The organism is Mesorhizobium sp. M7A.F.Ca.CA.001.10.2.1, assembly GCF_003998575.1.
Taxonomy (GTDB): Bacteria; Pseudomonadota; Alphaproteobacteria; order Rhizobiales; family Rhizobiaceae; genus Mesorhizobium.
Genome location: NZ_RZQY01000117.1, coordinates 1 through 12,197 on the forward strand (window position 1 = coordinate 1; position 12,197 = coordinate 12,197).

The following is a 12,197-nucleotide window of genomic DNA, read 5'->3' on the forward strand; positions in this document are numbered from 1 at the left end:
CAATAGATGGTGTGGCCTTCCTCGTCGGACTCGACATCATCGGCGCCGGCTTCGATCGCCGCATCCATGATCTTGTCGGCGCTGCCGGCCGATGCCGGATAGTAGATCTCGCCGGCACGGTCCCACATGAACGACACCGAGCCGGTTTCGCCCATCGCGCCGCCGGCCTTGGTGAAGGCAGCACGCACATTGGATGCCGAACGGTTGCGGTTGTCGGTCAGCGCCTCGACAATGACGGCGACGCCGCCCGGGCCATAGCCCTCATAGCGCACGGCTTCGTAGTTCTCGGCATCGCCCATCGAGGCCTTGTTGACGGCGCGCTGGATGTTGTCCTTCGGCATCGACACCGCCTTGGCGTTCTGAATCGCCAGCCGCAAGCGAGGGTTCATCGATGGATCGGGCGTCCCGCTTTTGGCGGCGACGGTGATTTCGCGCGCCAGCTTGGAAAACATTTTCGACCGCACCGCATCCTGGCGGCCCTTGCGGTGCATGATGTTCTTGAACTGTGAATGGCCAGCCATGGCACCCCTGTCGTCTTCTCGGCTAGAGCATCCCGAAGCGAAGTGATCTGACCTCGTCTTCCGCAATGCCCGAATTCAAAATTTCAGAGCGTCCCAGGTGCAACTCGTGGAAGCACGGCGTTCTCTGTCGGAATGGCCGGCTTATAGATAAATCGGCTCAATTCGTCCAGCCGCACCACGCACGGGACGCGCGACATGGGCTGCTGCAAGCGTTCACGCCTCGAGGTCCGACTTCAGCCGGTCGATGATGCTGAGGGCATGCCCGGCATACTGGCTGATCCACCGGTCGTGGATCTGCTTGATCGGCAGCGCGTTGAGATGGTTCCAGCGCTCGCGGCCGTCGCGCCGCGCAACGATCAGGTCGGCCTCCTCCAATACCTTGAGATGCAGCATCACGGTGCAGCGATCGATGTCGGGAAAGGCCTCGCACAGCATGCCGGTCGTCTTCGGCGCGTCCTTCAGCTGATCCAGCATTTCACGCCGGCGCGGATGCGCCAGCGCCTTGAAAACATTGTCGTCTTGCGATTGGGTTGACATGTTATGTTTTTATAACATATTGTCGGGCCGATCAAGGGAAGGAGTTGTGGATATGTCACTTGGATTCAGTGTTTCCGGACGCATCGGCAAGCCGGTCGCCGACGTCTTCGACGCGGTCGTCAATCCGAAGAAACTGAGCGGCTATTTCACCACGATCGGCGGCGCCAGCGCCCCGCTGGAAGCTGGCGCCGGCGTCGTCTGGTGGGGCAAGGTGCCGGTCGAGGTCGACGAAGTGGTCAAGGACAGCCGCATCGTGCTGCGCTGGGATGCCACCGACGCCGACGGCAAACCCGCCTACAAGACCCGCATCGAGATGAATTTCGAGCCGCTCGACGATGGCGGCACCTTCGTCACCATCGCCGAGAGCGGTTGGCAGGAAGGCGCGGTCGGCCTGAAGAAGTCCTACCTCAATTGCGAGGGCTGGTCGCAGATGCTGGCCTGCATGAAGGCCTATGTCGAATACGGCATCAATTTGCGCGACGGCTACTATCGCAGCGAGATGAGGGGCGAACCCGCCAACGAGACCAATATCTGAGCGACTATGGGGAGGATGGAGATCCGCAATGAAGAAAGTAACGCCATTCCTGATGTTCGAGGGCAAGGCCGAAGAGGCAATGACCCTCTATTGCGAGACCATTCCCGGCAGCAGCGTGCTTGACGTCACGAATTACGGCCCCGGCGAAGACGGCCCGCAAGGAACGGTCAAGCTGGCGCGGGTGTCGATCGCTGGGCTGGAAGTCATGGTCTTCAACAGCCCCGTGCACCACGCCTTCACGTTCACGCCATCGGTCTCGCTCTATGTGGACTGTTCCTCAGAAGAAGAGCTGAACCGGATTGTCGAGACACTGGGCGAGGACGGCGCGTTCCTGATGCCACCGGACAATTACGGCTTCAGCCGCCGTTTCGCATGGCTCAACGACAGGTTCGGGGTCTCCTGGCAGATAAATCTCGCATGACCAGCCTGAGCAAAGGCGACAACAGCCGAACACGACAACGGAGCCAGCTATGACCACGAAAATCACCGGCGGCATCAACATCGCCATGAAGGTACCGCCGCACCAATATGAGGCGACGATCGCCTTCTACCGCGACGTCGTCGGCCTGAAGCCGTTCACAGACAAAGCACCGGCCATCGGCTTCGAGCTTGGCCCCAACCGCCTGTGGATCGATGAGGCGCCGATGATGAGCCAGGCCGAGGTGTGGCTGGAGCTGTTCACCAAGGATTTCCCCATGGCTGCGGATCATTTCGCCAAGGCCGGTGTTGTGCGTTGCGACGCCATTGAGCCCTTGGGCGAGGGCTTCCGCGGCGGCTGGATCACCAACCCTGCCAACATTATTCACATGCTGCGCGAACCGGACGCCTGGTGAGCGCCGAATCCCGAAAGGAGCATCCGATGGACATCCGCGAAAAACCATTCGCCGAAGCCGGCATGCTGATCCGGCGGCCTGTCGCCGATGTATTCGAGGCCATCGTCGATCCGGCCATAACCACGAAATTCTGGTTCACCCATGGCAGCGGCCGGCTGGACAGCGGCAAGCAGGTCCTCTGGGAGTGGCGCATGTACGGCGTCTCGACGACGGTCGACGTCAGCGAGATCGTCGCGAATGAAAAGATCGTCATGCAATGGAGCGATCCGCCAACCACCGTGGTCTGGACATTCACCGAAATGCCTGGCGAGACGACCTTTCTCGAGGTTCGCAATTTTGGCTTCGCCGGGGATGGCGACGAGCAGGTGAAAGAGGCCGTCGGCTCAACCGGCGGCTTCACGCTGGTGCTGGCCGGCGCCAAGGCGTGGCTGGAACAGGGCCTGACGCTCGGCCTGATCGGCGACCGTCACCCGAAGGGCGTGCCAGGACATTAGGTATTCTGGGTCTGCCTCAATGCCCGCCGCCCGACTTCTTACGTCGCCGCGCCAGCATGTTGAGCCCCTCGACCAATGCCGAAAAGCCCATCGCCGCATAGATGTAGCCCTTGGGCACATGGTAGCCCATGCCGTCTGCGATCAGCGTCATGCCGATCATCAGAAGGAAGCCCAGCGCCAGCATGACGATGCTCGGGTTCTTGGCGATGAAGTTGGCCAGCGGCCCGGCCGCCAGCATCATCACGGTGACCGCGACGATCACGGCGATGTACATGATGGCGATCTCGTCGGTCATGCCGACGGCGGTGATGATCGAATCGATCGAGAAGACCAGGTCGAGCAGCAGGATCTGGAAGATCGCGCCGGCAAGGCTGATCTGCAGCGTCTCGCCCATCATCGTATCCTTGTGGTCGTCGGGATCGACGGTGTGATGGATCTCCTTGGTCGCCTTCCAGACCAGGAACAGGCCGCCGGCGATCAGGATCAGGTCGCGCCAGGAAAAACCGTGACCGAAGGCCGTGAACACCGGCGTGGTAAGCTGGACGATGATCGAAATGGTGGCCAGCAGCACCAGCCGCATGATCAGGGCCGCCGAGATGCCGAGCCGGCGGGCACGGGCCCGTTGTGCTTCCGGCAGCTTGTTGGTCAGGATCGAGATGAAGATCAGATTGTCGATGCCGAGCACGACCTCGAGCACAATCAGCGTCAGCAGCGCGACCCAAGCCGTCGGGTCGGAAACAAATTGAAAATGCGGCGCCAGGAATTCGATGAGCTGCATGGAGGTCGTCCCCTCTTTCAACGATCTAGAGCAGTGTCGCCGGCAGTTAGGTATTAAGCGTGCCTATATCAATGTCACGACCAGAAGGACGGTGCGGTTTCCTCCAGCCGTGGCCCGCGACGAAACGGCGCAATCCGCTCGGTCAGCCCTGTGCGGTCTGAAATATCGACGCCGACGCCGCACAAAGTCGCCGGTCCGGTCGCCGCCTCGAAGCGGCCTTTCGGCACCTTCGACAGGAACCGGTTGAGCGGCTCCTCCTTGTCCATGCCGAGCGAGGAATCATAGTCGCCGCACATGCCGGCGTCGGACATATAGCCGGTACCGCCGTTGAGGATCTGGTGATCGCCCGTCGGCTGGTGGGTGTGGGTGCCGATGACGAGGCTGGCGCGGCCGTCGACGAAATGCGCGAAGCACATCTTTTCCGAGGTCGCCTCGGCGTGGAAGTCGATAATCACGGCATCCGCCTGCTCGCCGAGCGGACAGGCGGCAAGCTCGCGTTCGCCGGCCTGGAACGGATCGTCGAGCTCGGGATGCATGAACACCCGGCCCATGATGTTGGCGACCAGCACGCGCGCGCCGCTCCTGGCGATATAGACACCGGAGCCGCGCCCGGGCGTGCCCTTGGGAAAGTTGGAGGGACGCAGGAAGCGCTCTTCGCGCGGCGCGAAGGCCAGCGCATCACGCTGGTCCCAGACATGGTTGCCGGTGGTGACGACATCGGCACCGGCCGCGATCGTCTCGCGAAAGATGTCTTCGGTGATGCCGAAGCCGCCGGCGGCGTTCTCGCCGTTGACGATGACGAAATCGAGTTTGAAGTCGGAGATCAGTCCGGGCAGCTGTTCCCACACCGCCGTGCGTCCTGTCTTTCCAACCATGTCACCGAGGAAGAGAAGTCTCATATGATCCCGCACCGAAGGTCAGCGAAAGCTGCATGACGCCAGTGAAGATCATGCGTCCCTTGTACTTATCTACAATTTTGGCGCGAAGCGGCGCAACCCGCTCTCGGTGAGTATTTCCGCAATGACGACGTCATGTTCCTCATCCGGCACCATTGCCACCTCCTGGCAGTCGAAGGCGATGCCGACCAGCCGCGGCGGCTCTCCCTTGTCGATCAGCTTGGCGATGGCGCGGTCGTAATAGCCGGCACCATAGCCGATGCGATGGCCGCGTGCATCGAAAGCGGCAAGCGGCACCAGCATCACAGAGGGGTCGAGCACCTCGGCTTCCTCGTGAGGGCCGACCGTGCCGAAACCCATCTCGACCATCGGCGCGCCGCGCACCAGTTCGCGAAAGACAATGGTGGTCTTGTCGAGAATGGCCGGCAGGCAAAGCCGCGCGCCCTTTTCGCGCAAGGCAAACATCAGCGGCCTGACGTCGACTTCCGAACGCATCGGCCAGAAGCCGGAAACGATCTGGCCCGGCTCGACATGGAGGTGATCGCGCGCCGTCTCCGCCATTTCAAGCGCGACCTCCACTCGCCAGAATTCATCGAGCGCATCGCGGCGTCCGAGGGCCTCACGGCGAAGCTGCTTTTTCAGGTCTTTGAGAGAGGTCATTCAGCCAGGGTAGAAAAGGTCAGATCTGGATGGAGTTTTGGGAGCGACGTTTTCCACCGCAATCATCCACCGAAATGCGGACGCGTGGCAATAAGTGACGATCCACACAACCGGTGGAGAGAGCGATCCCGGGAACCTACAAAGTAGGTGGGCGCCGTATGAGAAAACCCACGGGTCTTCCCAGGGACAGCTCCCTAAGGATCGTTAAGGCCCCGGGGAAAATGTTCTCCTGCCGGGAAGCACAGACCGTCCCGCCCAATATAGGCTGCCGGCCGGCTAAACGCCAGTGAGACGGGCATATGTTTCCATCAGGTTCAAGCCCATTCGTCGCGGCCGGCGCACCCTTGCACAGGGTGAGCCGCGTCCTTACGGTTGCCATGACCAACCGAGGAGCAAGAATGCGTTTCGAAGGCACGGCGGCCTATGTCGCCGACAAGGATCTGATGGTGGCCGTCAACGCGGCGATCGCGCTGGAGCGGCCCTTGCTGGTCAAGGGCGAGCCAGGCACCGGCAAGACGGAGCTGGCCCGCCAGGTGGCGTCAGCACTTGGCCTCGACCTCATCGAATGGCACGTCAAGTCGACGACGCGGGCGCAGCAGGGCCTGTACGAATATGACGCCGTCTCGCGGCTGCGCGACAGCCAGCTTGGCGACGAGCGCTTCAACGACATCAGGAACTACATCAAGCGCGGCAAACTCTGGGAGGCGTTCGCCGCCGGCAGGAAGGTCGTGCTTTTGATCGACGAGATCGACAAGGCCGACATCGAATTCCCCAACGACCTCCTGCAGGAACTCGATCGGATGGAGTTCTTCGTCTACGAGACCGGCGAAACCATCCGCGCCGCCGTCAGGCCGATCGTCATCATCACCTCCAACAACGAGAAGGAGTTGCCGGACGCGTTCCTGCGCCGCTGCTTCTTCCACTACATCCGCTTTCCCGACGTCGATACGCTGCACAGAATCGTCGATGTCCACTATCCCGGCATCAAGCAGAACCTGGTGCGAGCGGCGCTGACCCAGTTCTACGAAATCCGCGACGTGCCCGGCTTGAAGAAGAAGCCGTCGACCTCCGAGGCGCTCGACTGGATAAGGCTGCTGGTCGCCGACGATATCGCGCCGGAAGATCTGCGCGCCGATCCGAAGAACGCCCTGCCCAAGCTGCATGGCGCATTGCTGAAGAACGAGCAGGACGTGCATTTGTTCGAGCGGCTGGCGTTCATGGCACGAAGGCAGCAATAGGTCAGCAGCAGCGCTTTCCCTTCTGTGGACCGTTGCCCGCAGCCGAACAGGCAGGCAGCCTCGGCCAAACCTTCAGAGGAGATGACATGTCTGAGATTATCGTCCGCCCGCTCGCGCAGTCCGACCACGCCGATTGGCGGCGGCTGTGGACCGACTACCTCACCTTCTATGAGACGAAGCTGCCGGAAGAGGTCTATGCCGTCACCTGGAAGCGGCTTTTCACCGAAGGTGAGTTCGAGCCGAAAGGCTTCATCGCCACGCTGGACGGCAAGGCGGTTGGGCTCACCCACTATCTCTACCACCGCTCAGGCTGGTCGGAAAAAAACAACTGCTATCTGCAGGACCTGTTCGCCGACCCTGACGTGCGCGGCAAGGGCATCGGCGCTGCGCTGATCGAGGCGGTGAGACAGGAAGCCGAAAAAGTCGGCGTCAAGAACGTCTACTGGATGACGCACGAGACCAACACCACCGCGCGCAAACTCTACGACCACGTTGCGCGCCGCACCGGCTTCATCGAGTATGATTTGCTGTAGATAGACAATGTTCATCCCCTTTTTCCTCGAACTGAAGGCCGCGCGTGTTCCCGTTTCGCTCAGGGAATATCTGTCGCTGCTGGAGGGGCTGGAAGCCGGGCTGGTCGACTACGACGTCGAAGGCTTTTATTACCTCGCCCGTGCGGCGCTGGTGAAGGACGAGCGCCACATCGACCGCTTCGACCAGGTGTTTGCCCATGTCTTCAAGGGCATCGAAGCACTGGGCGGGCCGGATGCCGTCGATGTCGCCAATATCCCTGAGGAATGGTTGCGCCGCCTCACCGAAAAGCACCTGAGCGATGAAGAGAAAAAACTGGTCGAGGCGCTGGGCGGTTTCGAGAAACTGATGGAAACCTTGAAGCAGCGGCTGCAGGAGCAAAAAGGCCGCCACCAGGGCGGCTCGAAATGGATCGGCACCGGCGGCACCTCGCCTTTCGGCGCCTATGGCTACAATCCCGAAGGTGTGCGTATCGGCCAGCATGAAAGCCGCAACCGCCACGCGGTGAAGGTGTGGGACAGACGTGAGTTCAGGAATTTCGACGATGCCGTCGAACTCGGCACCCGCAACATCAAGATCGCGCTGAAGCGCTTGCGTCGCTGGGTGCGCGAAGGCGCCGAGGAGGAATTCGACCTGCCCGGCACCATCCACGCCACCGCCGAACATGGCTATCTCGACGTGCAGACGCGGCCCGAACGGCGCAACGCGGTGAAGCTTTTGATGTTCTTCGATGTCGGCGGCTCGATGGACGACCACATCAAGAGCGTCGAGGAGCTGTTCTCGGCTGCCCGCGCCGAATTCCGCCAGCTCGAATATTTTTATTTCCACAACTGCCTCTATGAGGGCGTGTGGAAGGACAATCGCCGCAGGCATGCCGAGGTGATTCCGACCTTCGACCTCATCCATAAATACGGTCCGGACTACAAGGTGATCGTCGTCGGCGACGCCTCGATGAGCCCTTACGAGATCGCTCACCCCGGCGGTTCGGTCGAGCACTGGAATCCGGAGGCAGGCAGCGTCTGGCTCGGCCGCCTGCTGCAGCAATGGCCGAACGCGGTATGGCTGAACCCCGAAGACCCCAAGAACTGGGGCTACACCCATTCGATTGCGATGATCCGCGACATCTTCGGCGGCCGCATGTTCCCGCTGACGCTGGCCGGGCTCGAAGGCGCGACCAAGCAGCTTTCAAGGAAGCATTAGTTGTCAGAGGTGCGGAACCATCACCTCAGAGACCATCAATCGTGAAAGTTGGCGCCGCCCCTCACTGTCCTGCCGGACATCTCTCCCCGTAAACGGGGCGAGAGGGCCTGGCCGCAACGCCGGCGCCTTTCTTGCAACGCTGACAATTGGCGAAATCGCGGACGACAGGGCCCCTCGCCCCGTTTACGGGGAGAGGATGCCGGCAGGCAGGTGAGGGGCGGCGCAGACGCCTGAAGAAGGGGGAATTCAACCTTGGAACGTCAGACACTGGGCAGTCGTGTAACAAATGCCTATCTTGACGCGAATATCCGGTTGCAATCAACAACGAGCCGGCAAGGCTGAGGAGATCACATGGACACCCATACCTACCCTGTAACTCGCACCGACGCCGAATGGCGCGCCCGGCTGACGCCGGAGCAGTATGCCGTCATGCGCGGTCACGGCACCGAACGGCCGGGAAGCTGCGCCTTGCTCTACGAGAAGCGCGCCGGCACCTTTTCCTGCGCCGGCTGCGACCAGCCCTTGTTCGAATCCAAGCTGAAGTTCGAGAGCGGCACCGGCTGGCCGAGCTTCAACGACCCGGTGCCGGGCTCGGTCGAAAACACCGTCGACCGCAGCTACGGCATGGTTCGCACCGAATGTCATTGCGCCCGCTGCGGCAGCCATCTCGGCCATGTCTTCGAGGACGGCCCGCCGCCGACCGGCCTGCGCTATTGCATCAACGGGGTGGCGCTGAAATTCGAGCCTTCGGCCTGAGCCATCCGGGTTCGACACTATTATGAAAGGGCGGCATCTGTCGCCCTTTTCGTTTAAGTATCCGTTGCCCCCCTCTGGGCAGACGATCAGACCACGATCATCGCCACCAGCCACAGCGTAGCGCCCAGCGTCATCATCCAGGCCTTGGCACCGGGTATCTTTTCGGTGGTCCGCCACACCGCCAAGGTTAGGAACAGGCTGTAGGGCACCGACGCGAAATGCACTGCCAGCACAAGCCCGAGCGGCAACTTCAATCCGAGCAGAACGAGCGCCAGCACCGATGCGGCGATGCTGACCGCGGTGCCGACGAGGACAAGGTCGCGCCAGAACAGCCGGTCGAGCGGCACCTGGCCTTGCCAGCGTGAGCGGAAAAAGGAGCCGATACCTTCTGGCAACACCGGATGTCTATCCCTGCCCCAGGACTTCGGTTACCGCGCGCTCGATACGCGAGCATTCGGTCACCAGCCAGTCGGCCATGGCTGGCCAGTTGTCCTCGGCATAGCAGTTCACCCGCCACATCGAATTGATGCCAAGACCCTCGCAACTCTGTTCCGGCCTGAGCTTCAGCCTGGCCTCGATATCGGGCTGGAATGGCTTCAACCGCGACCACGCCTGCGTGGCGCCGAACTTCTCGTTGCGACCGAAGAAGACGCCGACCTGGCTCTGCGCCGGCGCGACATACATGGAAAGAACCAAGGCGAAGTCGGGCAGCCCGCGCTGCCAGAACCAGGGTCCGCGCCTCGCCATCAGAGCCCTTTCTTCGGGATGCCGCTCGGCGAACAGCGTCCAGAAGCCGCGCTGGCGGAATTCAGAGGCGCGGCGGGCGCCGAAGTCGAATTCGCTCATGGCTCGATGCTCGCTTCGGCATCATGCTCGGCCCGAGACTGTTTCGAAATTCGCTCTGGCGAGTCATATGGTGGTGGTTTCGAGAACCGGAGCGGAGCGTACTTAAAGTACGCGAGCACCGGAAGCGCAGAAAACGCCAACAGATGGCCGCCAGAGTAGAATTTCCAGACAGTCTCTACACCATACCGAGTGCGGCCTTGTACAGATCGAGGATGGTTTCCTCTTCCTGACGCTCGGCCTGGTCCTTCTTGCGCAGCCGGATGATCGTGCGCATCGCCTTGGTGTCGAAGCCGGTGCCCTTGGCCTCGGCGAACACTTCCTTGATGTCGTCGGAAATCGTCTTCTTCTCTTCCTCGAGCCGCTCTATGCGCTCGATGAAGGCACGCAGCTGGCCGGCGGCAACAGTCTGGCTGGTATCGGTGATATCGTCGGCCATATTTTTCTCCAAAAGCATCGGCTCCGCGACTCGCGGACGACTGCGGCAAAATTTGAGCCGGTTCGATGCCCGACCGGCGGCGGCGGGTCAAGCCGTTATCGACCAAGCCACAAGGGGCTGCCGCCAGAAGCCGACAGCCAGTCCGTTTTGCGAACTCTAATTGAAAGCGATCAGCAGATCCTTGGCATCGATCTGGTCGCCTGCCTTGACCAGCACCTCGGCGACCGTGCCGTCGCGCTCGGCATGCAGCGCCGTCTCCATCTTCATCGCTTCGATGGAAAGCAGCACGTCACCGGCCTTCACAGCCTGGCCGGCAGCCACCGAAAGCGCCGAGACGACGCCCGGCATCGGTGCGCCGACATGCGCCTCGTTGCCGGGTTCGGCCTTGCGGCGGGCCTTGGCGGCGGACGCGCCATGCGCCCGGTCGGGCACCTTGACACGACGCGGCTGGCCGTTGAGCTCGAAGAACACGGTGACCATGCCCTTCTCGTCGACATCGCCGATGGCCAGGCAGCGCACCACCAGCGTCTTGCCCTTCTCGATGTCGACGAAGATCTCGTCTTCCGGCTTCATGCCGTAGAAATAGGTCGGCGTCGGCAGGACGCTGACCGGCCCATAGGTTTCCTGCGCGCCGGCGAAATCCGTGAACACCTTCGGATACATCAGCCACGAGGCGAATTCGAACTCCGACAGCTTGCGCTCGAGCTTCTCCTCGATTTCCTTGCGGTTGGCCTTGAGGTCGGCTGGCTTGAGCAGTGAGCCGGGCCGCACCGTGATCGGCTTGTCGCCCTTCAGCGCCTTCCTCTGCAGCGCCGTCGGCCACCCGCCTGGCGACTGGCCAAGATCGCCGCGCAGCATCGAGACGACCGAGTCCGGAAAGGCGATATCCTTGTCCGGGTTTTCGACATCGGCAACGGTCAGGTCCTGGCTGACCATCATCAATGCCATGTCGCCGACGACCTTGGAGGACGGCGTCACCTTGACGATGTCGCCGAACATCAGATTGACGTCGTGATAGGTCTGCGCCACCTCGTGCCAGCGCGTCTCCAGTCCGAGCGAGCGCGCCTGTTCCTTCAGATTGGTGAACTGCCCGCCCGGCATCTCGTGCAGATAGACTTCCGAGGCCGGCCCCTTGAGGTCGCTTTCAAAGGCGGCGTACTGGTTGCGCACCGCTTCCCAGTAGAACGAGATTTTCCTGATCCATTGCGGGTCGAGACCGGGGTCGCGTTCGGTGCCCTTCAGCGCCTCGACGAGCGAGCCAAGGCATGGCTGCGAGGTGTTGCCGGAGAAAGCATCCATCGCCGCGTCTATGGCGTCGACGCCGCTTTCCACCGCCGCCAGCACCGTCGCCGCCGACAGGCCCGACGTGTCGTGGGTGTGGAAATGGATCGGCAGGTCGGTCGCCTCGCGCAGCTCCTTGAACAGCACGCGTGCCGCCGCCGGCTTCAACAGTCCGGCCATGTCCTTGACGGCAATGATGTGGGCGCCGGCCGCCTGCAATTCCCTGGCCAGGCCGACATAGTATTTGAGGTCGTATTTCGCCCGCGCCGGATCGAGGATGTCGCCGGTATAGCAGATCGCCGCTTCGATCAGCTTGCCCTCGGCGCCGACCGCATCCATGGCGACGCGCATGTTGTCGACCCAGTTCAGGCAATCGAAGACCCGGAACAGGTCGATGCCACCGCTTGCTGCCTGCTTGACGAAATGCTGCACGACATTGTCGGGATAGTTGGTGTAGCCGACGCCATTGGCGCCGCGCAGCAGCATCTGCAACAGCAGATTGGGCGCCGCCTCGCGCACCAGCGACAGCCGCTCCCACGGATCCTCGGTGAGGAACCGCATGGCGACGTCGAAGGTGGCGCCGCCCCAGCATTCCAGCGATAGAAGCTGCGGCAAGGCACGCGCATAGGTACCGGCGATGCCGGCAATGTCATGC

Annotated in this window: 17 protein-coding genes and 1 other RNA gene; 8 read left to right on the forward strand and 10 right to left on the reverse strand. The window is 61.9% G+C overall.

Translation table 11 applies throughout. The annotated features are described in order from the left end of the window. Both EN964_RS10625 and EN964_RS10630 read right to left on the reverse strand, forming a co-directional pair. On the reverse strand, positions 1-521 hold a 521-nt coding region (locus tag EN964_RS10625), incomplete at its 3' end, for a YebC/PmpR family DNA-binding transcriptional regulator (protein ID WP_127276342.1). Between the two features lie 213 nt (positions 522-734). Beyond that, positions 735-1,058, reverse strand: coding sequence for a helix-turn-helix transcriptional regulator (locus EN964_RS10630; protein WP_127269211.1), 324 nt, complete (start codon positions 1,056-1,058; stop codon positions 735-737). 52 nt (positions 1,059-1,110) lie between these two features. On the opposite strand from EN964_RS10630, the gene EN964_RS10635 reads away from it, so the two are divergent. From EN964_RS10635 to EN964_RS10650, 4 genes are read left to right on the forward strand one after another with little or no spacing between them, the layout of a single operon-like run. Continuing rightward, positions 1,111-1,593, forward strand: a complete 483-nt coding sequence (locus EN964_RS10635; RefSeq protein WP_127269212.1) for an SRPBCC domain-containing protein — start codon at positions 1,111-1,113, stop codon at positions 1,591-1,593. 28 nt (positions 1,594-1,621) lie between these two features. After that, positions 1,622-2,014, forward strand: coding sequence for a VOC family protein (locus EN964_RS10640; protein WP_127269213.1), 393 nt, complete (start codon positions 1,622-1,624; stop codon positions 2,012-2,014). Between the two features lie 49 nt (positions 2,015-2,063). After that, positions 2,064-2,426, forward strand: coding sequence for a hypothetical protein (locus EN964_RS10645; RefSeq protein WP_127269214.1), 363 nt, complete (start codon positions 2,064-2,066; stop codon positions 2,424-2,426). Positions 2,427-2,452: 26 nt separating this feature from the next. Beyond that, on the forward strand, positions 2,453-2,920 hold the full coding sequence (locus EN964_RS10650; RefSeq protein WP_127269215.1) for an SRPBCC family protein: 468 nt from the start codon (positions 2,453-2,455) through the stop codon (positions 2,918-2,920). Positions 2,921-2,936: 16 nt separating this feature from the next. Here the strand turns inward: EN964_RS10650 and EN964_RS10655 are convergent, their stop codons facing one another. The 4 genes from EN964_RS10655 to ssrS all read right to left on the reverse strand — a co-directional run bounded on the left by EN964_RS10655 (position 2,937) and on the right by ssrS (position 5,505). Continuing rightward, positions 2,937-3,698: a TerC family protein gene (locus EN964_RS10655; protein ID WP_127269216.1), complete on the reverse strand. Its 762-nt coding sequence runs from the start codon at positions 3,696-3,698 to the stop codon at positions 2,937-2,939. A gap of 74 nt (positions 3,699-3,772) precedes the next feature. Further along, positions 3,773-4,597, reverse strand: a complete 825-nt coding sequence (locus EN964_RS10660; RefSeq protein ID WP_127270387.1) for a YmdB family metallophosphoesterase — start codon at positions 4,595-4,597, stop codon at positions 3,773-3,775. Between the two features lie 69 nt (positions 4,598-4,666). Beyond that, positions 4,667-5,254, reverse strand: a complete 588-nt coding sequence (locus tag EN964_RS10665) for a 5-formyltetrahydrofolate cyclo-ligase (protein WP_127270386.1) — start codon at positions 5,252-5,254, stop codon at positions 4,667-4,669. A 95-nt stretch (positions 5,255-5,349) separates the two neighbouring features. Further along, positions 5,350-5,505, reverse strand: a non-coding RNA gene (gene ssrS, locus EN964_RS10670) — 6S RNA. Positions 5,506-5,652: 147 nt separating this feature from the next. On the opposite strand from ssrS, the gene EN964_RS10675 reads away from it, so the two are divergent. The 4 genes from EN964_RS10675 to msrB all read left to right on the forward strand — a co-directional run bounded on the left by EN964_RS10675 (position 5,653) and on the right by msrB (position 8,979). Then, on the forward strand, positions 5,653-6,492 hold the full coding sequence (locus EN964_RS10675; RefSeq protein WP_023811813.1) for a MoxR family ATPase: 840 nt from the start codon (positions 5,653-5,655) through the stop codon (positions 6,490-6,492). 86 nt (positions 6,493-6,578) lie between these two features. Then, a complete protein-coding gene (locus tag EN964_RS10680) occupies positions 6,579-7,025 on the forward strand; it encodes a GNAT family N-acetyltransferase (RefSeq protein WP_127270385.1) in 447 nt (148 codons plus the stop codon). Positions 7,026-7,032: 7 nt separating this feature from the next. Beyond that, entirely contained in the window at positions 7,033-8,223 is a 1,191-nt protein-coding gene (locus EN964_RS10685) for a VWA domain-containing protein (protein ID WP_127270384.1), read from the forward strand. A gap of 351 nt (positions 8,224-8,574) precedes the next feature. Continuing rightward, complete coding sequence (gene msrB, locus EN964_RS10690) at positions 8,575-8,979, forward strand: peptide-methionine (R)-S-oxide reductase MsrB (protein ID WP_127270383.1); 405 nt, start codon at positions 8,575-8,577, stop codon at positions 8,977-8,979. A gap of 86 nt (positions 8,980-9,065) precedes the next feature. Here msrB and EN964_RS10695 read toward each other — a convergent pair whose 3' ends face one another. From EN964_RS10695 to EN964_RS10710, 4 genes are all read right to left on the reverse strand, one after another. Continuing rightward, positions 9,066-9,377 (reverse strand): hypothetical protein, encoded by a 312-nt coding sequence (locus tag EN964_RS10695; RefSeq protein WP_127270382.1) that lies wholly within the window; start codon positions 9,375-9,377, stop codon positions 9,066-9,068. Between the two features lie 7 nt (positions 9,378-9,384). Next, positions 9,385-9,825 (reverse strand): hypothetical protein, encoded by a 441-nt coding sequence (locus EN964_RS10700; protein ID WP_127270381.1) that lies wholly within the window; start codon positions 9,823-9,825, stop codon positions 9,385-9,387. 175 nt (positions 9,826-10,000) lie between these two features. After that, complete coding sequence (locus EN964_RS10705) at positions 10,001-10,261, reverse strand: DUF2312 domain-containing protein (RefSeq protein ID WP_013529099.1); 261 nt, start codon at positions 10,259-10,261, stop codon at positions 10,001-10,003. Between the two features lie 156 nt (positions 10,262-10,417). Next, a partial coding sequence (locus tag EN964_RS10710) for a pyruvate carboxylase subunit B (RefSeq protein ID WP_127276344.1) occupies positions 10,418-12,197 on the reverse strand: 1,780 nt, incomplete at its 5' end.

Coding starts and splice junctions, on each gene's coding strand:
- EN964_RS10630 (WP_127269211.1), bottom strand. CDS start 1,058: ATGTCAACCCAATCGCAAGACGACAATGTTTTCAAGGCGCTGGCGCAT.
- EN964_RS10635 (WP_127269212.1), top strand. CDS start 1,111: ATGTCACTTGGATTCAGTGTTTCCGGACGCATCGGCAAGCCGGTCGCC.
- EN964_RS10640 (WP_127269213.1), top strand. CDS start 1,622: ATGAAGAAAGTAACGCCATTCCTGATGTTCGAGGGCAAGGCCGAAGAG.
- EN964_RS10645 (WP_127269214.1), top strand. CDS start 2,064: ATGACCACGAAAATCACCGGCGGCATCAACATCGCCATGAAGGTACCG.
- EN964_RS10650 (WP_127269215.1), top strand. CDS start 2,453: ATGGACATCCGCGAAAAACCATTCGCCGAAGCCGGCATGCTGATCCGG.
- EN964_RS10655 (WP_127269216.1), bottom strand. CDS start 3,698: ATGCAGCTCATCGAATTCCTGGCGCCGCATTTTCAATTTGTTTCCGAC.
- EN964_RS10660 (WP_127270387.1), bottom strand. CDS start 4,597: ATGAGACTTCTCTTCCTCGGTGACATGGTTGGAAAGACAGGACGCACG.
- EN964_RS10665 (WP_127270386.1), bottom strand. CDS start 5,254: ATGACCTCTCTCAAAGACCTGAAAAAGCAGCTTCGCCGTGAGGCCCTC.
- EN964_RS10675 (WP_023811813.1), top strand. CDS start 5,653: ATGCGTTTCGAAGGCACGGCGGCCTATGTCGCCGACAAGGATCTGATG.
- EN964_RS10680 (WP_127270385.1), top strand. CDS start 6,579: ATGTCTGAGATTATCGTCCGCCCGCTCGCGCAGTCCGACCACGCCGAT.
- EN964_RS10685 (WP_127270384.1), top strand. CDS start 7,033: ATGTTCATCCCCTTTTTCCTCGAACTGAAGGCCGCGCGTGTTCCCGTT.
- msrB (WP_127270383.1), top strand. CDS start 8,575: ATGGACACCCATACCTACCCTGTAACTCGCACCGACGCCGAATGGCGC.
- EN964_RS10700 (WP_127270381.1), bottom strand. CDS start 9,825: ATGAGCGAATTCGACTTCGGCGCCCGCCGCGCCTCTGAATTCCGCCAG.
- EN964_RS10705 (WP_013529099.1), bottom strand. CDS start 10,261: ATGGCCGACGATATCACCGATACCAGCCAGACTGTTGCCGCCGGCCAG.